This window comes from Streptomyces sp. NPDC001093 (assembly GCF_040298985.1).
In the GTDB taxonomy this organism is placed as follows: Bacteria; Actinomycetota; Actinomycetes; order Streptomycetales; family Streptomycetaceae; genus Streptomyces.
Map to the genome: position 1 here is coordinate 1 of NZ_JBEPBF010000103.1, position 23,241 is coordinate 23,241.

Here is a 23,241-nt window from a genome sequence, read left to right on the forward strand (position 1 = left end):
CGACGGCCGGCCGGCTCACGGGGCGGGGACATGTCGTCCCGGGCCTCGCCGCGCTCGCCGGCCCGCCCGGCCGACGGGCCCGTATCGCGCGGTGTGCGGCCGTGGGCTCCACCGTCCTCGCCGTGGCCGTCCTGCTCGCGGCGCTGCTGCTGCCGGACCAGCCCGACCGGCTCACCCCGGCCGCGTTCGTACGGCTGCCGGCCGAGGGCATCCTGCTCGCCGCCGTGCTGCTCGTGCTGCCGCCCCGGGGGAGGCGGGCCGGGGCGGCGGCCATCGGCGTGCTGATCGGGCTGCTCACGCTCCTCAAGTGCCTGGACATCGGCTTCTATTCGGTGCTGTACCGCCCCTTCGACCTGGTGCTGGACTGGGGCCTGCTGGGCAACGCGGCGGACTATGTGCGGGACACCCACGGCCGCACCGGCGAGCTGGTCGCCACCGCCGGTGCCCTGCTCCTCGCGGTCGCCGTCCTTCTCCTGACCGCGGGCTCCACGGTCCGCCTCACCACCGTGCTGACCCGGCGCCGCGCCCGGTCCGTCCACGTCGTCCTGGTGCTGGGCACCGCCTGGATCAGCTGTGTCGTGCTCGGCCTGCGCGCGGGCGCCGGGCCCATCGCCTCCACGCTCGACGCCGGCCTCCTCGACAACCGCGCCAAACAGGTCCGCGTCTCCCTCGCCGACGCCCGGCTCTTCCGGCGCCAGGCCGCCCACGACGCCTTCGCCCACACGCCCCCGGACCAGCTGCTGACCGGCCTGCGCGGCAAGGACGTGCTCTTCACGTTCGTCGAGAGCTACGGCCGTTCGGCGATCGAGGACCCGGTGATGGGGCCGCCGATCGGCAACGTCCTCAAGGAGAGCGACGACGTCCTCAGGGCCGCCGGCTTCCGGTCCCGCAGCGGCTGGCTGCGCTCGCCGGTGACCGGTGGCGGCAGCTGGCTGGCCCACTCGACCTTCCTGTCCGGCCTGTGGATCAGCAACCAGCAGCGGTTCCGCAGCCTCACCTCCAGCGACCGGACCACCCTCACCGGCGCGTTCCGCAGGACCGGTGCCTGGCGCACGGTCGGCGTCGTGCCCGGGGTGCTGGTGGCCTGGCCGGAGGGCCGGTTCTTCGGCCTGGACCACGTCTACGACGGCCATCACCTCGACTACCGCGGCCCGGACTTCGGCTGGTCCCAGGTGCCGGACCAGTTCACCCTCCAGACGTTCCAGCGCCGGGAGTTCGGCACGCGGGGCCGGGGCCCGCTGATGGCCGAGATCATCCTCACCTCCAGCCACTATCCGTGGGCGCCCCTGCCCCGCATGGTCGACTGGGCGAAGCTGGGCGACGGCTCGGTCTTCCAGCCGATCAGGAGCGAGGGCAAGTCCCAGGACGAGGTCTGGAAGAACCCGGAGAGCGTGCGCACCGAATACCGCACCTCCATCGAGTACTCGCTGAACAGCCTCGTCGAATTCCTGCGGCGCTACGGCAACGACAACACCGTCATGGTGTTCCTGGGCGACCACCAGCCCGTGCCGACCGTCACCGGCAACAGCCCCAGCAAGGACGTGCCGGTCACCATCGTCGCCCGGGACCCCAAGGTGCTGGACCGGATCTCCGGCTGGGGCTGGACGGAGGGCCTCAAGCCCGCGGCGAACGCCCCCGTCTGGCCGATGGACGGCTTCCGCGACCGGTTCATGAAGGCGTTCGGGCCACAGCCGGGCTGAACCCGCCGGTGACGGTCCTCAACGGCCGGGCCGGTCGAGGAACTCCCGCACCACGGCGAGGAACTCCTCCGGCCGGGACTCGTGGACCAGATGCCCCGCGTCCACGGTCACCAGCGAGGCTCCGGGGATCAGGCCGGCGAGCTGCGCGACCTGGTCCTGCGGGATGTGGCTGGTGGGACCACCCCCGACGACCAGCGTCGGCATGGTGATCCGGTCCATGTGGTGCCACCACACAGGGTCAGGTGTGTTGCGCTGTTCATCGGTGGCCCGCACCATCGCCCAGTCGAACGGCAGCTCTCCAGCGGGCCGCTGGGCGGGCGGCCGGGGCGGGTCGAGCGGCACGGGTGCGCAGATGTCCTCCAGCACCAGCCGTCGTACGACACCGGGATGACGCTGGGCCAGCAGGTAGGCGACGATGCCGCCCAGCGAATGGCCCACGACATCGGCGCCGCCGACGCCGAGGGCGGCCAGCAGGGCGAGGACGTCCTCGCTCATCGCCTCGGCCCGGTAGTCCCCCGGCCAGTCGCTGTGTCCGTGGCCGCGCAGGTCGGGGGCGTGCACCCGGCGCGGGCGCGGGGGTGCCGCGAGCCGCTCGGCGATGTGCGTCCAGTCCGCGCCGTCCGCGCCCCGGCAGTGCAGCAGTACGACGGGCGGGGCGTCCGCCGGGCCCCAGGACCGGCAGGCCAGGGTGATGCCGTTCGCCTCGACGGTGTACGGCGCCGCGGTGTCCATGCCGGGCACGCTATCCGGTCGGTCCGGTGGGGAGCCGCCTACTCTGCCGAGGGCAGAGCGGCGCCCGCCGGCCCGTCGAGGAAGGCGAGGGTGCGTTCCCGGAACCACTCCGGGTCGTCCAGCCAGGGATAGTGACCGGCGCCGGGCTGGACGGCGGCCTCGGCGTCCGGGAAGGCCTCGGCGGCACGGCGGACGAGGTCCGGGAGGGGGCCGCCGTCGAGTTCCCCGGCGAGCAGGAGGACCGGCGCGGTCAGTGCGGCGAGGGCCGTCCGCGTCGCGTCCGGAGTGAAGGCGCCGTCGGCGAAGTAGCGGTCCGCCGCTTCCTCGTTGGTCTGCTCCGGTTCGGCGTCCGTGTGCGCCCGGGCCGCGTCGTCCCAGCGGCCGTAGAAGAACGGCAGGAACACGTCGTCGAAGTCCGCCTCCCCCGCCAGCCAGGCCCGGAAGGCCGGGAACGCCTCCGCGAACCACGGCTCGTCCGCGCGCAGCCGGGCCGCGGCCAGCCGGTCTTCGGGCGTCGCCCGCAGGCCCAGGGCGGACGGGTTGGGTGTGATCAGCAGCAGTCGCCGTATCCGCCGCGGGTGGCGGGCCGCGTAGAGCATGGCGAGGGCCGCGCCCGCCGAGTGGGCGAGCAGATCCATGTGCTCCAGACCCATGTGTGCGCGCCACACCTCGACGTCCTCGACCATCCGGTCGCAGCGGTACGTCGCCGGGTCCGCCGGCGGCGCGGAGTCCCCGGTGCCGCGCAGGTCCAGCAGGGTCAGTCGCCGGTGCGCGGCCAGCCCGCCGAGGTCTCCCAGGTAGGCGGAGGCGCGCATCGGGCCGCCGGGCAGGACGACGAGGGGCTCGCCGGCACCCCGCAGGTGGTAGGCGAGCCGGGTGCCGTCGGGCGCGGTGAAGGTCGGCATGGTGGTGATCATGTCGTTCGGCCCTGGAGCGGCGCAACGTATTACCGTCCGAGGCGCTTTACCGTACGAGGCGCTTTACCGTACGAGGGGCTTTGCCGCCCGGGGCGAGAGGCCGGGCGGCCTCCCAGGGCGGACTCCGCCAGATCACGTGATGCCCGCCATTCCAGAAAGGCGGGCGGGCCCGCACGGGCGGCGGCGTCCGTTCCCCTCACAGCTCCACGGGCCCCTTCTCCGGCGCGACCGGCGCAGAAATTCTTCGCAGGCCTCTTGCCTGGAGCCGTATGGCCTGGATTACTGGCCCCGAACGGATCGACCGAATGATCGGTCGTCCGGTATGTGAGTGCGGCGAGGGAGACGACTCGATGGCGGATGCGACCGACCTGCTCGACGCGGGCGAACGGCTCGGGCCCGAGGAACTGCGGGAGCTCCAGCTGGAGCGGCTGCGCGCCTCACTGCGCCACGCCTACGACAACGTGCCGTTCTACCGGGAGTCCTTCGACAAGGCCGGTGTCCGACCCGAGGACTGCCAATCCCTCGCCGATCTGGCTCGTTTCCCCTTCACGACCAAGGCCGACCTCAGGGAGAACTACCCGTACGGCATGTTCGCCGTCCCGCGCGAGCGGATCCGCCGGCTGCACGCCTCCAGCGGCACCACCGGGCGCCCCACGGTCGTCGGCTACACGGACAACGACCTTTCCATGTGGGCCGACATGGTGGCCCGGTCGATCCGGGCGGCCGGCGGGCGGCCCGGTGACATCGTGCATGTGGCCTACGGCTATGGGCTGTTCACCGGCGGTCTGGGCGCCCACTATGGTGCCGAGCGCCTGGGCTGTACGGTCGTCCCGGCCTCCGGCGGCATGACGGCCCGGCAGGTGCAGCTGATCCAGGATCTTCAGCCGGCCGTCATCATGGTGACCCCGTCCTACATGCTCACGCTGCTGGACGAGTTCGAGCGGCAGGGCGTGGACCCGCGCGGCACCTCGCTGCGCGTGGGGATCTTCGGGGCCGAGCCCTGGACGGAACAGATGCGGCGCGAGATCGAGGAGCGGTTCGCGATCGACGCCGTGGACATCTACGGGCTGTCCGAGGTGATCGGCCCGGGCGTGGCGCAGGAGTGCGTGGAGACCAAGGACGGGCTGACGATCTGGGAGGACCACTTCTATCCGGAGGTGGTCGACCCGGTCACGGGCGAGGTACTGCCGGAGGGCGAGCGCGGCGAGCTGGTGTTCACCTCGCTGACCAAGGAGGCCATGCCGGTCATCCGGTACCGCACCCGGGACCTGACCCGGCTGCTGCCCGGCACGGCCCGGGCGTTCCGCCGGATGGAGAAGATCACCGGGCGCAGCGACGACATGGTGATCCTGCGCGGGGTCAACCTCTTCCCGACCCAGATCGAGGAGATCGTGCTCCGCACGCCCGGCGTGGCGCCCCACTTCCAGCTCCGGCTGACCCGGGAGGGCCGGCTGGACCGGCTCACCGTCCGGGCCGAGGCCCGCGCGGACGCGGGCCCGGAGGCGCGGGACGCGGCGGCCCGGTCCATCTGCGCGGCCGTCAAGGACGGGATCGGGGTGTCCGTCGACGTGGAGATCGTGGAGCCGGAGTCCCTGGAGCGCTCGGTCGGCAAGATCCGCCGGATCGTGGACCTGCGGACCCGGAGCTAGGACGGCGACCCGAGACGGACGACCGGAGACGGACGACCCGAGACCGGCGGCCCCGAGGCGCGGACACTCCTCGGGGCCGCACCCGTCACGGCACCCGGCTCGGCGTCTCCGCGGTGCCCCCGGCCGGCCGAGCCGGTCGCGCCCCCGGTTCACGCCGTACCGGTACCGTCCCTGGACCCACCGAACGGCCGACCTGGCACGCCGAAGACCCCATGCACGCCACGGGACGCACTGGACCTGGTCGCCGCATCACCGACCATGGCCGTGCCTCCGGCCCGGATCGCATCGACGTACCCCGAAACGTCGCACCGGCCCTATACTCCGAGGCCATGACGGACACCGCTCCCACCCCGGACCCCGGCCTGGTCAACGCGCTGCGGGCGCTGTCCAATCCGATGCGGCTGCAGATGCTGCGCTGGCTGCGCGAGCCCGAGCGGCACTTTCCGATGGAGACGGCCATCGCCGATCCGGCCGAGGTCGGTGTGTGCGTGAGCCACATCCAGGCCAAGGCGGGCCTGGCCCAGTCGACCGTGTCGGCCTATATGGCCGAACTCCAGCGCGCGGGCCTGGTCCGGGCCACCCGGGTGGGCAAGTGGACCCATTACAAGCGGGACGAACGGCGCATAGCCGACCTGGTCGCGGAGCTGGGGCGGTCGCTCTAGCCCACTCGGTCGCCGGGGGCCACCCCTTGCGGTTCATATCGAGAATCTGCGATATTTCGAATCATCGCATCGAGCATCGAGCCGTCGACGCGCAGGGAGAGACACGATGACCGGGAAGAACGGCCTGGACCTCGGCAGGTTCGGGATCTACACCTTCGACTTCGAGCACCAGCCGGCCGCGCGGATCCGGGACTCTGTCCAGGAACTGGAGGATCTGGGCTGGCGAGCCGTCTGGATCCCGGAGGCGCTCGGGCGGGAGGCGTTCACGCACGCCGGCTATCTGCTCGCCTCCACGCGGCAGCTGAGCGTGGTGAACGGCATCGCCCGGATCTGGTCCCGCGAGGCGGCCTGGACGCACGGTGCCGCCCTGCTGCTCGCGGACGCCTATCCGGGTCGGCACATGCTCGGCCTGGGCTTCGGCGGGCAGCCCCGCCCGGGGATCAGGCCCCTCGCCGCGATGGCCGGGTACCTCGACGAGCTGGACGCCCTGCGGACGCCCAACCCCCGACCGGCACAGCCCGTCCGGCGCCTGCTGGCCGCGTACGGACCCAAGATGCTGGAGCTGGCCCGCGACCGCGCCGAGGGGGCCCAGACGTACCACGTGAACACGGCACACACCCGGCAGGCGCGGGAGATCCTCGGGCCGGACGCCTTCCTGGCCGTCGAGCACGCCGTGCTGTTCGAGACCGACCCCGGCCGGGCCCGCGCTCTCGCGCGCGAGCACCTGCACGGTTACCTCGAAACCCCTTACAACATCGCCAAGTTCCGTCGGCTCGGATACACCGACGACGACCTCTCCGGCGGCGGCAGCGACCGGTTCGTGGACGACCTGGTGTTCTGGGGCGACCCGGACACGGTCGTGCGCAAGCTGCACGGGCATGAGGAGGCCGGTGCGGATCACGTCGCCGTGCAGGTGATCGGTGTCGAGCCGGGCGGATCGGCGCTGCCCCGGTGGCGGTTGCTGGCCGACGCCCTGCTGCCGTCGAAGGCCGCTGACCGCCTCGGCTAGCCGCCGAAGCGGTTCCGCAGTTCGCGCTTGAGGATCTTCCCGCTGGCGTTGCGCGGCAACTCGTCCACGAACAGCACCCGTTTGGGCGCCTTGAAGGGCGCGAGCTTCTCCTTCACCTGCGCGATGAGCTGATCCTCCGTCACCTCACCGCGTGGGACGACGATCGCCGTGACGGCCTCGATCCACCGCTCGTCGGGCAGGCCGATCACGGCGGCCTCGGCGACCGCCTCGTGGGTGTACAGGGCGTCCTCGACCTGGCGTGAGGCGACCAGGACACCACCGGAGTTGATGACGTCCTTCACCCGGTCCACGATCGTGAAGTAGCCGTCGGCGTCGCGCACCGCGAGGTCCCCGGAGTGGAACCAGCCGTCCCGGAAGGCCTCGGCGGTCTCCTCGGGTTTGTCCCAGTAGCCCTCGCACAACTGCGGTGAGCGGTAGACGATCTCGCCGGGCGTGCCGTCGGGTACGTCCTCGCCCTGGTCGTCCACGACCCGTGCGTCCACGAACAGTACGGTCCGCCCGCAGGAGTCCAGCCGGCCCTCGTGCTCGTCGGGGCCGAGGACCGTGGCCAGCGGTCCGATCTCGCTCTGCCCGAAGCAGTTGTAGAAGGCGAGCCGCGGCAGGCGCTCGCGCAGCCGCTGCAGCACCGGGACGGGCATGATCGACGCGCCGTAGTAGGCCTTGCGCAGGCCGTCGAGGTCCCGGGTGGCGAAGTCGGGCCTGCCCGCGAGCCCGATCCACACCGTGGGCGGCGCGAAGAGGCTGTCCACGCGGCCCGCCTCGATCAGGTCGAGAAGCCGGTCCCCGTCGGGCGCGTCCAGGATGATGTTGGTCGCGCCGACGGCGAGGTACGGCAGCAGGAACACGTGCATCTGCGCCGAGTGGTACAGCGGCAGCGCGTGCGCCGGAAGGTCACCGGCGCTGAGGTCCAGGGCGGTGATCGCGCTCAGGTACTCGTGCACGAGGGCGCGGTGGGTCATCATCGCGCCCTTGGGCAGGGCGGTCGTACCGGAGGTGTACAGCAGCTGCACCAGGTCCTCGGTGCGGGGTTCGGGCCCGTCGTACGGCGGCGCGTCGGCCAGCCGGGCGAGCAGCGAGTCCGCGGTGTCCCTGAGCGGCAACACCCGTACGTCGTGCGGGAGTCGGCCGGCGAGGCCCGGGTCGGCGAGGACCAGGGTGCTGCCGGACTGGCCCACGAGGTACGCCAGGTCGTCCCCGGTCAGGTTCTGGTTGACCGGCACATGGACGAGGCCGGCGCGGGCGCAGGCCAGGAAGCCGATCAGGTAGGCGTCGGAGTTGTGGCCGTAGGCGCCGACCCGGTCGCCGGGCGTGAGGCCCTCCGCGAGCAGCACCGAGGCGGCTCGGGAGACGGCGTCGTCGAGTTCCTCGTACGTCCAGCGGCGCCCTGCGTACTCCACCGCGCGGCGGGCCGGGGTGCGCCGGGCGCTGCGCCGCAGCACCCCGTCGACCGTGCTGCCGTGTCCCTGGGTCATGGCTCATGATCCTGGGTCCGTCGAGGAGACAGGTCAAGCATCGTGGAGGCGCATACACCGGTCCCACCGGTCGTCCGCCGAATGCGGTTTTCGCTTCCGCGTGCTCCTGTGCGCCCCTTTGGAGAAAGGATTTGGGCAACCGGCCACCACAGAACCTGGGCAGGACTTGTCTCGGGCGCCAAGTCCGTAGCAGTTCACGCACTTCTCATGTCACGTAGGGCAGGAGGAATCCATGAACCGTGCTGTGCCTGAGCAGAAAGAAACGTGGACGACAGGTACTGCTCCCGGCATATTCCCACTCCTCGGCCACGGTATCGCCTTATACCGTCGGCCGCTGGCGTTTCTGAATTCTTTGCCGGCGTACGGGGATCTGGTCGAGATACGGCTGGGTCCCCAGCGCGCCTGGATGGTGTGTCACCCCGAGCTGACCCACGAGGTGCTCATGGACCCGCACACCTTCGACAAGGGCGGTCCGCTGTACGACAGGCTCGGCAAGCTGATGGGGGACGGTCTCGTCACCTGCCGCCAGCCGGCGCACCGGACCAAGCGCAGGATGCTGCAGCCCGGCTTCCGTCCCTCGTACGTCGCCCACTACACCGACCTCGTCGCCGAGGAGGCCGAGGCGGTGTACCGGAAGTGGCCGGCGGGTCGGACGGTACCCGTCACCGAGGCGATGATGACCCTCACGACACGTGTGATCAGCCGCGTCCTGCTCTCCGACGCGCTGGACGACACGACGACCACCGAGGTGCGGGACTGTCTCACGGACGTCGTCCGTGGACTGTTCGTCCGCACGGTCGTACCGATCGACGCCCTGTTCCGCCTCCCCACACCCGCCAACCGCCGCTACCGGCACGCACTGTCGCGTCTGCACGCGATCATCGACACGGCGATCGCGGAGCGCCGCCGGGGCGCCGACCGCGACGATGTGCTGGGAACGCTGCTGGCGGCCGCGCGCGGCGACGGCGGAGCGGCCGCGATCACCGACCAGGAGGTCCACGATCACCTGATCACGCTGCTGCTCACCGGCGTCGAGGCGCCGGCGCTGTGCCTGGCCGACGCCTTCAGCCTGCTGGCCCGCCACCCGGAGGCGGAGCGCCGCCTGCACGCCGAGCTCGACGCCGTCCTCCCCGGAGGCCGACGGCCCGGCCCCGAGGATCTTCCGCACCTCGTCTTCACCCGGTGCGTCGTCTCCGAGACGCTGCGCCACTCGTCCCCCGGCTGGCTCTTCACCCGGGTCGCCACCAGGGAGACGGAACTCGCCGGATGCCGGCTGCCCGAGGGAGCCACCGTTCTGTACAGCCCCTACCTCCTGCACCACGATCCCTCGTCGTTCCCCGACCCCGGGCGTTTCGACCCGGCCCGCTGGTTGCCGGGCAGGCCCACCGCCGAACAGCGCCGCGCGCTGATGCCGTTCTCCGCGGGCAACCGCAAGTGCCTCGGTGACGAGTTCGCCATGGTGGAGGCCACCCTGGCGCTCGCGACCATCGCCGGCCGGCGGCGCCTGCGCCATCTGCCCGGGTACGTCGAGCGGAATCCGCGGCCGGCGATCACGTTGGGCCCGCGTTCCCTGGTGATGGCCTGCGAAGCACGTTCGCCCATGCCTTCCGGCGCATCGGATTCCCGGACGGCGGGTGACGACGTTGTCGACAACGCATGAGGAAATCCCGGTCGCCGTACCGGACGGAATTCCGGTTCCCACGCTCAGGGACCTGATCGACGGCCACCTCCACATGCCCTTCCCGTTCGAGCGCAATCCCCATGAATCCGAAGCCGCGGCCGGCGTCGACGCATGGCTGAGCGCGTGGGGGCTGACCGACGAACCAGGCGTGGCGGAGATGATCGTCCGCACGCGCCCGGCCGAGCTCGCGTCCTACAACAGCCCCACCATGGATGCCGGTCTGCTCCAGATCGTGGCCAATCAGATCGCCTATCAGTTCGTCTTCGACGACCGTGCGGAGGACACCGGTCGGCGCTCACCGGGCAGGCTGGTTCCCATGCTGTGCGAGAGCGTCGCGATTCTGCGGGACGGCCGGCGGCCCAGCACTCCCCTCGGAGCGGCTCTGGCCGATCTCCACCGGCAGGTCCGGGAGCGGTGCACACCCGCGCAGGCGGCGCGATGGGCCTGGAAGAGCCGGGAGTACGTGCACGGTCTGTTGTACGAGGCGGTGGCCCAGGCCCACCCCCTGCTCGTGCGGACCGGGGACTGCACCTCGATACGGTCGCTGACCGCGGGCGTCGAGCCGTTCTACCCGCTGTGCGAGGCCGCGCAGCCGTACGAACTGTCGTCCGCCGAGCTCCACCATCCCGTCGTCCAGCGCCTGAGCCGGCTGTCGGCCGACGCGGCGGTGTGGATACCCGACCTGTTCTCCGCGGTGAAGGAACAGCGCGCAGGCGAAATGATCAATCTGGCCCTTGCCCACCAACGCGAGCACCGGTGCTCGCTGCAGAGCGCCGTCCTCATGGCCATCGAGAAGATCAACGCGACGATCAAGGAGTTCCAGGCGCTCTACGCGGAGATCGAACCGGAGCTGAGCCCGGCGGGCGTCGGCTACGTGGAGGGCATGATCGGCTGGATCCGCGGGTGCTACCACTGGTCCCGCACCGTGCCACGGTACGCGGACGTGACCTCGGTGCCCGCGGAGCCGTGGTCCGACCAGGTCCCATACCCGGTGGGCAGGCATTATCCCATCTGAAGCCGACGATTCATCCTATGGTGCTCAATCCGGCCTGCCCCACCTCGGCGAGGCGTACGCTCGGCTCCCCTGGCCGAACGACAGAAGGCGGTAGGGCACATGGCGACGGGGCCGCGGCAACCGATCACGCAGCAGCCGACGTTGATCGAGCGCCGACGGGAACTCCAGGCCCTCGACACCGCGTTCCAGGAGTTGCGGCGCACCACCGCTGGCGTGCCGCGAGCCAGACGCCGCGGTCTGCTGGCCTTCACCGGGCAGGCCGGTCTGGGCAAGACGGCACTCATCGCGGAGGCACGGGCCCGGGCCGCGGCCCACGGATTCACGGTGCTGTCGGGCAGGGGCGGCGAGACGGAACAGGGGTCGGCGTTCCGCGTGGTGCGCCAGTTGGCGCAGCCCTCGCTGGCCGCCATGGACGGGGCGGAACTCCGCTCGTTCATGGGAAGTTGGTACGACATCGTCGCCGCCGCGCTGGGTCTCGAAGCGAGGGACTCCGCCCCCGCCCCGGACCCGACCGGGGTCCGCGAAGGGCTCGACTGGGTCATGACACGCCTCACGGTGAAGAAGGCACCCGTCGTCCTGCTCCTGGACGACCTGCACTGGGCGGACGCCGAGTCCCTGAGCTGGCTCGCCTCCTTCGCCCCGCGGGCAGAGGACCTTCCGCTGCTGATCGTGGTGGCGTACCGGCCCGACGAGCTGCCACCCGAGGCGGGCGAACTCCGGTCGCTGGTCGGAGACCGGGGGAACCGCCCCCATGACCTGGCGCTGCTCACCGCCGACGGCGTGGCGCAGATCGTCAGGAAGGAAATCGGGGCGGCGGCCGAGGACCGGTTCTGCGAGGAATGCTGGTCGGCCACGGGGGGAAGCCCCTTCGAAGCGGTGGAGCTCGCCATCGGACTCGCCGAGCGGAAACTGAGCGGCACCGAGGACGACCTGCCCGCGATGCGTGAGCTCGCCGCGGCGATCAAGGGCCCGGGACTGATCGAGCGCCTGGAACGGCTGGACACCGCGACCGTCCGCTTCGCGCACACCGCGGCCGTACTGGGTTCGCCCTTCTCACCGCGGCTCGCCGCGACCATCGCGGTGCTCGGCGACGAGGCCGTCGCCGAGGCGACCCAGAAGCTGCGCGCGGCCCGGATCCTCGCCGACGGCCACGGCCCCGAGGGCGAGCTCGAGTTCGTGCACCCGCTGATCGCCACGACGATCTACCGGTCCATCCGCACGGCCTTCCGGGCCGGTCTGCACAACACCGCCGCGCAGACCGTGCTGGCCGCGGGATACGGCCCCACCGCCGCCGCCCGGCATCTGCTGGAGGTCCCCTGCGAGGGCAGTTCCGAGACGGTCGATTGCCTGCGCGAGGCCGCTCGCGCCTACCTCCGCGCCGGGGCGACCGAGGCCGCCCGGCGTCTGCTGTCCCGCGCGCTGCAGGAGCCGCCGCTCCCCGAGGACCGTGCCGCGCTCCTTCACGAACTCGCGTGCGCCACGTTCCTGATCGAGCCCACGGCCACGGTGCGGCATCTCCGCCAGGCGCTGGCGGAGCCCCACGTCGACCCCGATCTGCGGGCTTCCATCATCTTCCGGCTGACGCAGGCTCTGGCCCACACCGATCAGCTGGCCGAGGCCGTGACCGTGGCCGCGGAAGAAGCGCGGCGGGCCAGGAGCCCGCGCGTGAAACTGCGGATGCAGGCCGATCAGTTCGTCTGGAGCATGGTCCGCACCGACGACCCCGACTCACCCGCCCGCTCCCGGACACTGGCGCGTCTGGCCGAGCAGCTGCCCGGTCGCAGCCTGGAGGAGCGCTACATCCTGGGGCTGCGGGCCTGGGACGCCGTCAAGCGCGGTGAACCGCGGCAGACCGCCCTCGGGTATGCCGAGAAGGCCCTGCGCGGCGGCATGAGCTGGATCGACGAGAACCACGGTTTCGAGGTGCCCGTTTCGGTCGCCCTGGTGTTCATGTACGGCGACCAGCCGCGACGGGCAGAGGAGTTGTTCGACAAGGGCATCGCCGAGTGCGTGGCGAAGGGCTGGCGCGGCTCCCATCTGGCCCTCGGCCAGACCCTCGCCGGCTACATCCGCTACCAGCGCGGCTGCCTGGCCGAAGCCGAGGATCTCGCACGGGAGGGCCTGCGCATCGCCGGCAAGGTGGCAGGTGCCGTACCCGCCCAGTGGTTCGCCGTCGGCATCCTGATCCAGACCCTGCTGGCCCGTGGCCGTGTCACCGAGGCACGCGCACTGGCCGACGAGCACCGCTTCGGTGAGATGACCCCGAACGCCGTCATCTATCCCGACCCGCGCACCATCTACGCGGAACTGCTCCTGGCGGAGGGTGCGCACGCCGAGGCGGCGCCGCTGTTGTCGTCGGTCGGGCACTGGCTGGACGGCCGGGCCTGGCGGAATCCGGCCTGGTGCCCATGGCAGCTGCGGCTCGCGTCCGCGCTCGCCCCCACCGCCCCGGAGCAGGCCCTCGGCCATGCCCAGGAAGCCGTACGGCGCGCCCGGAACTTCGGCGCCGCCTCCGCCGTCGGCCAGGCCCTGTACACCCTCGCCGAGGTCACCGGCGGTCCGGCCGCACTCGACCTGTACGCGGAGGCGGTCGACCACCTGGAGCAGTCGCCCGCCGCTCACGAACTCGCCCGCGCCCAGATCGGCCACGGCGCCGCACTGTCCCGCAACGGGCGGCTGCAGGAGGCCGCCGACCGGCTCTACCAAGGCCTGGAAGGCGCCGTGCACTGCGGAGCCGAGGCACTCGCCGCCCGGGCCCGGGAAGAGCTCTCGGCGGCCGGACTGCGCCCGCTGCCGCTGCGCTATGCGCAGGCGGACACCCTGACCGCTCCGGAACGCCGTACCGCCGAACTGACCGCCCAGGGACACTCGGTGGCTGTGGTCGCGAAGGAGATGCGCCTCCCCGAGCAAGGCGTGCGGCAGTTGCTGTCCAGCGTCTACCGCAAGGCCGGCACCGACGCGGCGGGCCTCGCCGGCTTCCTGGCGGCCGGAACCCGCCCCCGCCCGTGAAACCGCAGGTCCCGGCCACCGGGTCCCGCCGTGGTCAGACCGGACGCGTGCGCCCCTCCCAGTACGGGTCCCGCAACCGCCGCTTGTACAGCTTGCCGTTGGGGTCGCGGGGCATCTCGGCGATGAAGTCGACGCTCCTGGGCCGCTTGTAGCCGGCGAGCCGCTCGGCGCAGTGGCCGAGGAGGGCGGCGGCGAGGGCCGGGCCGGGCTCGTGGCCGGGGGCCGGTTCGACCACGGCCTTGACCTCCTCGCCCCAGTCGTCGTGCGGGATGCCGAAGGCGGCGGCGTCGGCGACGGCCGGGTGGGACAGGAGCACGGACTCGATCTCGGCCGGGTAGATGTTGACCCCGCCGGAGATGATCATGTCGATCTTGCGGTCGCGGAGGAAGAGGTAGCCGTCCTCGTCGAGGTAGCCGAGGTCGCCGACGGTGAAGAAGTCGCCGATGCGGTTCTTCCGGGTCTTGGCCTCGTCCTTGTGGTACGAAAAGCCGCCGGTGCTCATCTTCATGTAGACGGTGCCCAGTCGGCCCGCCGGGAGCCGGTTGCCGTCGTCGTCGAAGACCGCCAGTTCGCTGATGGGCCAGGCCTTGCCGACGGTGCCGGGCTTCTTCAGCCAGTCCTCGGCGGTGGCGAAGGCGCCGCCGCCCTCGCTGGCCGCGTAGTACTCCTCCACACAGTGGCCCCACCAGTCGATCATGGCCCGCTTGACGTGGTCCGGGCAGGGGGCGGCGCCGTGGATGGCGTGCCGCATGGACGAGACGTCGTAGCGGGCCTTCACCTGGTCCGGGAGGGCCAGCAGACGGTGGAACTGGGTGGGGACCATGTGGGTGTGGGTGCACCGGTGGGTGTCGATGAGGCGGAGCATCTCCTCCGGGGTCCACTTGTCCATCAGGGCCAGGCGGTGGCCTATGTGCAGGGACGCGCCCGCGAACTGCAGGACGGCCGTGTGGTAGAGCGGAGAGCAGACCAGGTGGACGTTGTCGTCGAAGGGCTTGATGCCGAAGATCCCGAGGAAGCCGCCCAGGTACGCCTCCTCGGGCGACTTGCCCGGCAGCGGGCGGCGGATGCCGCGCGGGCGTCCCGTCGTACCGGAGGTGTAGTTCATGACCCAGCCGAGTTCCCGGCCGGAGGGCGCGGACTCCGGCTGTCCGTCGAGGAGTTGGGGGTACGGCCGGAAGCCGTCGGCTTCGCCGACCGCGTACCGGTGGGTGGCGGGCAGTCCAGCCTCGTCGGCGGCGGCGCGTGCGGCGGCGGCGAACCGCTCGTGGGCGATGAGCACCTTGGCGCCGGAGTCGGCGACGATCCAGGCGATCTCGGGGCCGACCAGGTGGTGGTTGACCGGGACCAGATAGAGGCCGGCCTGGGTGGCGGCCAGGTAGGCGGTGACGAACTCGACGCCGTTGGGCAGGACGACGGCGAAGGCGTCACCGCGCTCCAGACCGGCCGCGCGCAGCCCGTGGACGAGCCGGTTGGCGGCGCCGTGCAGTCGTCCGGCGGTCCACTCCTCGCCGTCGGGGGCGACGAGGACCGTGCGGTCGGGCCGCTGGGCGGCCTGGGCCCAGAATCCGGCGGGGGGCGTGCTGGTCACGTGCCGCTCCTTCCGGCGATGCGGTTGATGCGGTCCACGGCCTTCTCGAAGCCGCGGGTGAGGTCGTCGAAGACGGCCTGGACGCTGCGTTCGCTGCTCATCCGGCCGACGATCTGTCCGACCGGCGTGCCGAGCAGCGGCTCGACCTCGTACTTCTGGATCCGGGAGACCGCCTCGGCCACGAGCAGGCCCTGCAGCGGCATGGGCAGGGTGCCGGGTCCGGCCGGGTCCTCCCAGGCGTCGGTCCACTCGGTACGGAGCTGGCGCGCGGGTTTGCCCGTGAGGGCACGCGAGCGGACGGTGTCGCCGGACCCGGCGGCGAGCAGCTTGCGGGTCAGGGCGGGCGAGTGCAGGTCCGCTTCTGTGGTGGTCAGCCATATGGAGCCCAACCACACACCCTGCGCGCCGAGTGTGAGGGCGGCCGCCACCTGCTGTCCGCTTCCGATGCCGCCCGCGGCCAGGACGGGCAGCGGATCGACGGCCTCCACCACCTCCGGCGTGAGCACCATGGTGGCGATCTCGCCGGTGTGGCCGCCGGCTTCGTAGCCCTGGGCGACGACGATGTCGATGCCCGCCTCCTGATGTTTGCGGGCGTGCCGGGCGCTGCCCGCGAGCGCGGCGACCAGCACGTCCCGGTCGTGGGCGCGGGCGACGACGTCGGCGGGCGGGGAGCCGAGGGCGTTGGCGAGCAGCTTGATCGGGTGGTCGAAGGCGACGTCGAGCTGGGTGCGGGCGACCTGCTCCATCCAGCCGGTGATGCGCCACCCGGACGCCTCGCCCTCGGCCAGTTCGGGGACGCCGTACTTGGCGAGGGTGTCCCGCACGAACTGCCGGTGTCCCTCGGGGATCATCGCCTCGACGTCGGCTTCGGTCACGCCCTCGACCTTCTTGGCGGGCATGACGACATCGAGCCCGTAGGGCCGGCCGCCGGCGTGCGCGTCGAGCCAGTCGAGGTCGCGTTTGAGGTCGTCGGGGGCGGTGTAGCGGACCGCGCCGAGCACGCCGAAGCCGCCGGCCCGGCTGATGGCCGCGGCGACGGCGGGGAACGGCGTGAAGCCGAAGACGGCGTGCTCGACTCCCAGTTTCCTGCTCAGCTCCGTCTGCATGGGCGCAGGATGCCGCAGCGGGCCGGACGACGGAAGAGTTTTTCTGACGTACCGTCAGATTCTTTTGCCGAGCGCTGTCTTACGCAACGTCCTCCAGCACCGCCATCGCCGCGTTGTGTCCCGGTACCCCGCTCACCCCTCCCCCGCGCACCGCGCCCGCGCCGCACAGCAGGACGTTCGCGTGCCGGGTCTCCACGCCCCAACGGCCCGTGCCCTCCTGGGCGTACGGCCAGGACAGGGCGCGGTGGAAGATGTTGCCGCCGGGCAGCCTGAGGTCCCTCTCGAGGTCGAGCGGGGTCTTGGCCTCGATGCAGGGGCGGCCGTCGGCGTCGGTGGCCAGGCAGTCGGCGAGGGGTTCGGCGAGGTGGGCGTCGAGCTGGGCGAGGGTGGACTTCAGCAGTTCCTCGCGTACGGCGTCGTTGTCCCGGTCGAAGAGTCGGGCCGGGGTGTGCAGGCCGAACAGGGTGAGGGTCTGGTAGCCGCGCTCGGCGAGTTCGGGGCCGAGGATGGTGGGGTCGGTCAGGGAGTGGCAGTAGATCTCCGAGGGCGGCACGGCGGGGAGTTCACCGGCGGCGGCCTGGGCATGGGCGGTGGCGAGCTGCCGGTAGCCCTCGGCGACGTGGAAGGTGCCGGCGAAGGCCTCGCGCGGGTCGACGGCCGTGTCGCGCAGCCGGGGCAGCCGGGTGAGCAGCATGTTGACCTTGAGCTGGGCGCCCTCGGCGGGCTCGGGTGCCGGGTCCCCGGTCAGGACCGCCAGGTCCTGCGGGGAGGCGTTCACCAGGACGTGCCGGGCGGCGGCGACCCCCTCTCCGTCGGCGGTGCGGTAGGTGACCTCGGCGGTGTGTCCGTCGGTGACGATCCGGACCGCCTCGTGCCCGGTCGCGATCACCGCGCCCGCCGAGCGCGCCGCGGCGGCCAGGGCGTCGGTGAGGGCGCCCATGCCGCCGACGGGCACGTCCCAGGCGCCGGTGCCGCCGCCGATGACGTGGTAGAGGAAGCAGCGGTTCTGGGCCAGAGAGGGGTCGTGGGCGTCGGCGAAGGTGCCGATCAGGGCGTCGGTGAGGACCACGCCCCGCACCAGGTCGTCCTGGAAGTTCGCCTCGACGGCGACACCGACCGGCTCTTCGAACAGGGTCCGCCAGGCGGTCTCGTCGTCGATGCGGCGGCGCAGTGCCTCGCGGGTGGGCAGGGGCTCGGTGAGGGTCGGGAAGACGCGTTCGGCGACACGCGTGGTCATGCCGTAGAAGCGCTGCCAGGCCCGGTACTCGCCCTCGCCGCCGGTCAGCCGGGCGAAGGCCGCCCGGGTGCGCTGCTCGCCGCCGCCGACGAGAAGTCCCGTGGGCCGGCCGTCCCGCTCCGCCGGGGTGTACGAGGAGATGGTGCGGGCGCGCACCCGGAAGTCCAGCCCGAGATCGCGCACGATCTTCTGCGGCAGCAGGCTGACCAGGTAGGAGTAGCGCGACAGCCGGGCGTCCACGCCGGCGAAGGGGCGGGTGGAGATCGCGGCGCCGCCGGTGTGGTCCAGCCGTTCCAGCACCAGCACCGAACGGCCGGCCCGGGCCAGGTAGGCGGCGGCGACCAGGCCGTTGTGGCCGCCGCCGACGATGACGGCGTCGTAGGTGCGTGTGTGCTCGTTGGCAGGCATGGTTCTTCGTAACACGCGATGATCCATGGCGGCCAGAGGCGTGCCCCGACCGTGGGCCGGGCGGCTTCGGACGGGCCGTTCGATCAGGTGGCCGCAGCACGCGGTCTCCGTCAGATGCCGCCGGACGCGTGCCGTCGGCGGACCACCGCGAGCCTGCGGTACAACTCGCCGGCCTCGGTGCCCCGCCCGAGGCGCTCCAGACAGTGGGCCTCGTCGCCGCGCGCGGCGAGCGTGTCGGGGTGGTCCGGGCCGAGGACCTCCTCGCGGGTGGCGGCCACCCACCGGTACTCGGCGAGGGCCTCGGCCCAGCGGCCGAGCCAGCCGAGGGCGACCGCGATCTCGCGGCGGCTGACGAGCGTGTCGGGGTCGGCGGGGCCGAGGACCTGCTCGCGGAGCAGACAGACCTCCCGGGCCTCGGTCAGGGCGTCCTCCCAGCGCCCGAGGCGGCCGAGGTTGACCCCGAGGCCGTGCCGGGCGCGCAGGGTCTCGGGGTGCGTGGGGCCCTGGACGCGGGTGCGGTGCACGACGAGCTCGCGGTACAGGCGCAGCGCGTCCGCGCTGCGGCCGAGGCGGCCGAGGCTGAGGGCGGTCTCGTAGCGGGCGGCGAGGGTGTCGGGGTGGTCGGCGCCGAGGACCCGCGCCCTGGCGTCGGCGACCTCGCGGTAGATGCGCAGCGCCTCCTCCCAGCGGCCCGACTGGCCCTGGGCGTAGGCGACTTCGCAGCGCGAGACCAGGGTGTCGGGATGGTCGGCACCGAGCACCCGGGCCCGGGCGGCGGCCACCTCCAGGGCCGTACGGCAGGCGTCGTCCAGGCGGCCGAGCCGGCCGAGGGTGCAGGCGAGGTTGTGGCGGCAGCGCAGGGTGTCGGGGTGGTCGGGGCCCATGACGCGCAGCCGGGCGGCCAGCACCTCCGCGTACACCTGGTGGGCCTCGAAGTGGCGGCCCAGCCGGCCCAGCGCGTAGGCCGTCTCCTGGCGGGCGGCGAGGGTGTCGGGGTGGTCGGCGCCGAGAACGCGCGCTCCGGTCTCGGCGAGGTCCGTGTAGGCGGCCAGCGCCTCGGCGACCCGGCCGGCGCGGACGAGGGCGAAGGCCGCCTTGTGGCGGCCGGCGAGGGTCTCGGGGTGATCGGGGCCGGAGCGCTCGGCGGTGGGCGCAGTGCACGCTGCGGGAAACGCCCGTACGGGTTGTCGAGCGTCTGCTGGTCCGTTGTGGCTGGTCGCGCAGTTCCCCGCGCCCCTTCGGGGCGCGTCCCACCGGACGGCGTCCCATCGGACCGACAGTGCCGCCCCCGCGTCCGGGCTCAGCGCGCCCGGTCCGGCGCCGAGCGCCTTGTGGCCGGTGGTCATGCCACGGGTCCAGGACGGCAGTCGGGCCGCGCCTCTCGCCTCCGGTATCTCCACCACCGTGCCGGAGACCACCGCCCCGTGCCCGGCCCGTATCCGGCGGACCAACTCCCCGGCGTCGTACGGCCGTTCCTCGGGCCGTTTGGCCAGCAGGTCGAGGATGATGCGCTGGAGGTGGCCGGGCAGCTCCGGGCGCCGTTCGCGTGGGGGCCGGGGCGGGGTGTCGCGGTGGCCGATGAGGATCGCCCAGGCGTCCTCCAGGTCGAAGGGCGGCGCCCCGGTGGCGATCTCGTACAGCACGCAGCCCAGCGAGTACAGGTCGCTGCGCTGGTCCACCGGGTCGCCGCCGATCTGTTCCGGGGACATGTAGTGCGGGGTGCCCAGCGCGACCCCGGTGCCGGTCAGCCGGGCGGTGAAGCCGATGTCGTGGCCGAGGCGGGCGATGCCGAAGTCGCAGATCTTGACCGTGCCGTCGGCCAGCCGCACGATGTTGGCCGGTTTCAAGTCGCGGTGGACGACGCCCTGTTGATGGGTGTAGGCGAGGGCGGCGGCGACCTGCGCGGCGATGTCCGCCACGTCCCGCACCGGCAGCGGATGGCCCTTGTTGTCCTGCAGCAGTCGGCTCAGGTCGCGGCCTTCCAGGAACTCCATGACCAGGTACGGGACCCCGTCGGACTCGCCGAAGTCGTGCACGACGGTCACCCCGCGGTGCGAGAGCCCGGCGGCCACCCGGGCCTCGCGACGGAAGCGCTCGCGCAGGACACGGGCGAGGGACGGATCGTGGTCGGGGCCGAGTGGCTTGAGGCACTTCACCGCGACCTGCCGGCCCAGGGACTCGTCCCGGGCCCGCCACACCTCGCCCATCCCGCCCCGCCCGATCAGGTCGAGCAGCCGGTACCGGCCCTGAACCAGCCTGTTCTCCCCCATAGCGATCCGCCGCCCCCGTCGCCGTCCGCCCCGCCGCCGGGAGGCCGGCCCGGCACCGCACCACGTCGGCCCGATCCGCGCCACACCCCCCTGCTCGTCCAGTATGGCGGTCTATCGTCCGACTTTGTACGGTGCCGGACGCGCTTGGGGTCCGAGCCTCGCCATGGCCCGCAGGATGTGTTTGGGCGGCAACTGCCAGCGCACACGTGCGGGAACGCACCGCAGCAGCGCGCCCGTGGCCCGCAGCCGGCGGGTGACGACGGCAGGCGTGGGGGCCGGTCTGCCGTACAGCTCATGGGCGTACGGCGGCAGAGCGGCGTACGCCAGGTGCGCCACGCGCCGCCACAGCACCTCGCGCGCCGGGATGAGGAGGGGATGCGTCGGCGGACGGAGCAGGAAGTCGTCCACCTCGCGTGCCTCGGGTCCCGCCACCAGTTCCGGCCGTACCTTCCCGAAGTACGCGGCGAGTTCGGCCCGGCTCGCCGGTACGGTCTCCGGGTCGAGGCCCACCAGGCGGGCACTGACCCGGTGTTCGGCTATGTACCGGTCGGCCTGGGCGTCGGTGAGCGGGAAGCCGGAGCGGCGCAGGACGTGCAGATAGGAGTCGATCTCCGCGCAGTGCACCCAGAGCAGCAGCTCGGGTTCGCCGACGCCGTACCGCTCGCCGGTCTCCGGGTCGGTGGCCGTCAGCACGCTGTGGATCTTCCGCACCCGGGCGCCGGCCCGCTCGGCGGCCTCGGTCGTGCCGTACGTCGTCGTCCCGACGAAGTTCGCGGTGCGCATCAGCCGGCCCCAGGCGTCCCGCCGGAAGTCCGAGTTCTGCAGGACGCCACGAACGGCGCGCGGGTGCAGGGCCTGGAGGTAGAGCGCGCGGACGCCGGCGACCCACATCATCGGGTCGCCGTGCATCTGCCAGGTCACGGAGTTCGGCGTGAACAGCCCGGGGTCGCCCATGCCCGCAGGCTAGCGCCGCACCCTGGGCATCCCCAGGCCGATCCAGGAGATGATCTCGCGCTGGATCTCGTTGTTGCCGCCACCGAAGGTGAAGATGACCGCCGACCGGTAGCCGCGCTCCAGCTCGCCGTGCAGGACGGCGCCCGCCGAGCCCTCCTTCAGCGGTCCCGCGGCCGCGACGATCTCCATGAGCCAGGCGTAGGCGTCCCGGCGGGCCTCGGAGCCGTAGACCTTGACGGCGGAGGCGTCCTGCGGGGTGAGCGTGCCGTCCTGGACGGCGCCGACCATCTGCCAGTTGAGCAGCTTCATCGCGTCGAGCCGAGTGTGGGTACGGGCGAGCAGCCGGCGCACCCAGGGCAGGTCGGCCACCCGGCGGCCGTCGGCGAGCTTGGTCTCCATGGCCCAGCGCTGCACGTCGCACAGGGCGCGGATGGCCATGGTGCCGTGGGCGGCGAGGGTGACGCGTTCGTGGTTGAGCTGGTTGGTGATCAGCCGCCAGCCCTGGTTCTCCTCTCCGACGCGCCGGGAGACCGGGACGCGGATGTTCTCGTAGTAGCTCGCGGTGGTGTCGTGCGAGGCGAGCGTGTTGATGACCGTGCAGGAGTACCCGGGGTCGGAGGTCGGCACCAACAGCATGGTGATGCCCTGGTGCGGCGGGGCGGCGGGGTCGGTGCGCACGGCCAGCCACACCCAGTCCGCGGTGTCGCCGTTGGTGGTCCAGATCTTCTGCCCGTTGACGACGTACCCGTCCCCGTCGCGTACGGCCCTGGTCTTCAGGGAGGCGAGGTCGGTGCCGGCGTCGGGCTCGCTGTAGCCGATGGCGAAGTCGATCTCGCCGGAGAGGATGCGCGGCAGGAAGTACGCCTTCTGCTCCTCGGTGCCGTACCGCATGAGCGTCGGGCCGACCGTGTTCAGCGCCATCAGGGGCAGCGGTACGCCGGCCTGGGCGGCCTCGTCGAAGAAGATGAACTGCTCCATCGCCGTCATGCCGCGCCCGCCGTACTCCTCGGGCCAGCCGACGCCGAGCCAGCCGTCGGTGCCGAGCCGGCGGATGGTGTCGCGGTAGAACCGCTTCTGTGCGACCGGGTCGGCGTACCGGGCGTAGGCGTGGTCCGGGACCAGCTGTGCGAAGTAGGCGCGCAGTTCCGCGCGCAGTCGCTGCTGCTCGGGCGTGTGGTCGAGATGCACGGCGCCTCCAGGCTCCCCAAGGGCGGTCCTGACGGCGCACACCGTAGAACGTGTTTCAGAAATTAGGAATGGTGCGCCCCGGGCGAATTCCGGGCCCACGGCAGCCTCACATGAGGCTCTGCAGGAACTCCGAGCAGGCGTCGGCGCAGATCCGGCAGGAGGCCGCCGCCGACTCGGCGCCGGGCTGCTCGTCGAAGGCGCGGGCGCACTCCAGGCAGACCGAGCGGCACCACTCCAGCCGGACCCGGATCTCACCCTCGTCCTGCCGGCTCTCCTCGCACAGCACGTGGCACGTGGCGTCGCACACCTCGGCGCACATGATGCCGAGCCTGCGCACCCGCTCATGGCGTTCGGTGCCGTCCGGGTCGACCAGACTCGCGCGCACGGCGCAGACCCGGGCGCATTCCGTGCAGGCCTGGGCACAGGCGAAGCGGTCCTCCAGGAACTGGTAGAGCTGCTGCGAAGTCGGCGTTGTCACACGGTGCGGGTAGCCGGGGCGCGGGGCCGCAAACCACTCCACGGGGCCGGAGAACGCCCCGGACGCGCCTCGGGAGCCGTCGGCAGGAGCCGGGTTGCCGTCCGTCCGCCACCGGTCACACACAGTGTCCGGTTCGTCCGGTTCT

General features: G+C 72.3%; 17 protein-coding genes. 7 read left to right on the forward strand and 10 right to left on the reverse strand.

What is annotated here, in order from left to right:
* A partial coding sequence (locus ABT288_RS36030) for an alkaline phosphatase family protein (RefSeq protein ID WP_502972912.1) occupies window positions 1-1,700 on the forward strand: 1,700 nt, incomplete at its 5' end.
* Between the two features lie 18 nt (window positions 1,701-1,718).
* Here ABT288_RS36030 and ABT288_RS36035 read toward each other — a convergent pair.
* On the reverse strand, window positions 1,719-2,432 hold the full coding sequence (locus ABT288_RS36035) for an alpha/beta fold hydrolase (protein ID WP_351617094.1): 714 nt from the start codon (window positions 2,430-2,432) through the stop codon (window positions 1,719-1,721).
* A 38-nt stretch (window positions 2,433-2,470) separates the two neighbouring features.
* Window positions 2,471-3,337: an alpha/beta fold hydrolase gene (locus ABT288_RS36040; RefSeq protein WP_351617097.1), complete on the reverse strand. Its 867-nt coding sequence runs from the start codon at window positions 3,335-3,337 to the stop codon at window positions 2,471-2,473.
* A gap of 362 nt (window positions 3,338-3,699) precedes the next feature.
* On the opposite strand from ABT288_RS36040, the gene paaK reads away from it, so the two are divergent.
* The 3 genes from paaK to ABT288_RS36055 all read left to right on the forward strand — a co-directional run bounded on the left by paaK (window position 3,700) and on the right by ABT288_RS36055 (window position 6,669).
* A complete protein-coding gene (paaK, locus tag ABT288_RS36045; RefSeq protein ID WP_351617100.1) occupies window positions 3,700-4,998 on the forward strand; it encodes a phenylacetate--CoA ligase PaaK in 1,299 nt (432 codons plus the stop codon).
* Window positions 4,999-5,327: 329 nt separating this feature from the next.
* Entirely contained in the window at window positions 5,328-5,660 is a 333-nt protein-coding gene (locus tag ABT288_RS36050) for an ArsR/SmtB family transcription factor (RefSeq protein WP_351617103.1), read from the forward strand.
* Window positions 5,661-5,766: 106 nt separating this feature from the next.
* Window positions 5,767-6,669, forward strand: coding sequence for a TIGR03620 family F420-dependent LLM class oxidoreductase (locus ABT288_RS36055; protein ID WP_351617105.1), 903 nt, complete (start codon window positions 5,767-5,769; stop codon window positions 6,667-6,669).
* On the opposite strand, the gene ABT288_RS36060 is transcribed toward ABT288_RS36055, so the two are convergent.
* Window positions 6,666-8,162 carry an acyl-CoA synthetase gene (locus tag ABT288_RS36060; protein ID WP_351617108.1) on the reverse strand — a complete coding sequence of 499 codons (1,497 nt, stop codon included), beginning with the start codon at window positions 8,160-8,162 and terminating at the stop codon, window positions 6,666-6,668. The genes ABT288_RS36055 and ABT288_RS36060 overlap by 4 nt on opposite strands.
* Window positions 8,163-8,394: 232 nt before the next feature.
* Here ABT288_RS36060 and ABT288_RS36065 point away from each other — a divergent pair, with 232 nt between their 5' ends.
* The 3 genes from ABT288_RS36065 (at window position 8,395) to ABT288_RS36075 (ending at window position 13,867) form a co-directional block, all read left to right on the forward strand.
* Entirely contained in the window at window positions 8,395-9,822 is a 1,428-nt protein-coding gene (locus ABT288_RS36065) for a cytochrome P450 (RefSeq protein ID WP_351617111.1), read from the forward strand.
* Window positions 9,797-10,858, forward strand: coding sequence for a (-)-alpha-amorphene synthase (locus tag ABT288_RS36070; RefSeq protein ID WP_351617114.1), 1,062 nt, complete (start codon window positions 9,797-9,799; stop codon window positions 10,856-10,858). The genes ABT288_RS36065 and ABT288_RS36070 overlap by 26 nt, the downstream gene beginning before the upstream one ends.
* Window positions 10,859-10,957: 99 nt before the next feature.
* On the forward strand, window positions 10,958-13,867 hold the full coding sequence (locus ABT288_RS36075) for an ATP-binding protein (protein ID WP_351617117.1): 2,910 nt from the start codon (window positions 10,958-10,960) through the stop codon (window positions 13,865-13,867).
* A 34-nt stretch (window positions 13,868-13,901) separates the two neighbouring features.
* On the opposite strand, the gene ABT288_RS36080 is transcribed toward ABT288_RS36075, so the two are convergent.
* The 7 genes from ABT288_RS36080 to ABT288_RS36110 form a co-directional block, all read right to left on the reverse strand.
* The gene (locus tag ABT288_RS36080; RefSeq protein WP_351617120.1) at window positions 13,902-15,455 is read right to left on the reverse strand and encodes an acyl-CoA synthetase; all 1,554 of its coding nucleotides are present in this window, start codon (window positions 15,453-15,455) and stop codon (window positions 13,902-13,904) included.
* On the reverse strand, window positions 15,452-16,561 hold the full coding sequence (locus ABT288_RS36085) for an NAD(P)H-dependent flavin oxidoreductase (protein WP_351617123.1): 1,110 nt from the start codon (window positions 16,559-16,561) through the stop codon (window positions 15,452-15,454). The genes ABT288_RS36080 and ABT288_RS36085 overlap by 4 nt, the downstream gene beginning before the upstream one ends.
* Window positions 16,562-16,640: 79 nt before the next feature.
* Window positions 16,641-18,206, reverse strand: a complete 1,566-nt coding sequence (locus ABT288_RS36090; RefSeq protein WP_351617125.1) for a phytoene desaturase family protein — start codon at window positions 18,204-18,206, stop codon at window positions 16,641-16,643.
* 110 nt (window positions 18,207-18,316) lie between these two features.
* Window positions 18,317-20,476 carry a serine/threonine-protein kinase gene (locus ABT288_RS36095; RefSeq protein WP_351617128.1) on the reverse strand — a complete coding sequence of 720 codons (2,160 nt, stop codon included), beginning with the start codon at window positions 20,474-20,476 and terminating at the stop codon, window positions 18,317-18,319.
* A 111-nt stretch (window positions 20,477-20,587) separates the two neighbouring features.
* The gene (locus tag ABT288_RS36100) at window positions 20,588-21,430 is read right to left on the reverse strand and encodes an oxygenase MpaB family protein (protein ID WP_351617131.1); all 843 of its coding nucleotides are present in this window, start codon (window positions 21,428-21,430) and stop codon (window positions 20,588-20,590) included.
* A 9-nt stretch (window positions 21,431-21,439) separates the two neighbouring features.
* Complete coding sequence (locus tag ABT288_RS36105) at window positions 21,440-22,618, reverse strand: acyl-CoA dehydrogenase family protein (RefSeq protein ID WP_351617133.1); 1,179 nt, start codon at window positions 22,616-22,618, stop codon at window positions 21,440-21,442.
* Window positions 22,619-22,724: 106 nt separating this feature from the next.
* Entirely contained in the window at window positions 22,725-23,096 is a 372-nt protein-coding gene (locus ABT288_RS36110) for a four-helix bundle copper-binding protein (RefSeq protein WP_351617136.1), read from the reverse strand.
* Window positions 23,097-23,241 lie beyond the last annotated feature (145 nt).

Coding starts and splice junctions, on each gene's coding strand:
- ABT288_RS36040 (WP_351617097.1), bottom strand. CDS start 3,337: ATGCCGACCTTCACCGCGCCCGACGGCACCCGGCTCGCCTACCACCTG.
- ABT288_RS36100 (WP_351617131.1), bottom strand. CDS start 21,430: ATGGGCGACCCCGGGCTGTTCACGCCGAACTCCGTGACCTGGCAGATG.
- paaK (WP_351617100.1), top strand. CDS start 3,700: ATGGCGGATGCGACCGACCTGCTCGACGCGGGCGAACGGCTCGGGCCC.
- ABT288_RS36060 (WP_351617108.1), bottom strand. CDS start 8,162: ATGACCCAGGGACACGGCAGCACGGTCGACGGGGTGCTGCGGCGCAGC.
- ABT288_RS36075 (WP_351617117.1), top strand. CDS start 10,958: ATGGCGACGGGGCCGCGGCAACCGATCACGCAGCAGCCGACGTTGATC.
- ABT288_RS36095 (WP_351617128.1), bottom strand. CDS start 20,476: ATGGGGGAGAACAGGCTGGTTCAGGGCCGGTACCGGCTGCTCGACCTG.
- ABT288_RS36065 (WP_351617111.1), top strand. CDS start 8,395: ATGAACCGTGCTGTGCCTGAGCAGAAAGAAACGTGGACGACAGGTACT.
- ABT288_RS36050 (WP_351617103.1), top strand. CDS start 5,328: ATGACGGACACCGCTCCCACCCCGGACCCCGGCCTGGTCAACGCGCTG.
- ABT288_RS36035 (WP_351617094.1), bottom strand. CDS start 2,432: ATGGACACCGCGGCGCCGTACACCGTCGAGGCGAACGGCATCACCCTG.
- ABT288_RS36055 (WP_351617105.1), top strand. CDS start 5,767: ATGACCGGGAAGAACGGCCTGGACCTCGGCAGGTTCGGGATCTACACC.
- ABT288_RS36090 (WP_351617125.1), bottom strand. CDS start 18,206: ATGCCTGCCAACGAGCACACACGCACCTACGACGCCGTCATCGTCGGC.
- ABT288_RS36085 (WP_351617123.1), bottom strand. CDS start 16,561: ATGCAGACGGAGCTGAGCAGGAAACTGGGAGTCGAGCACGCCGTCTTC.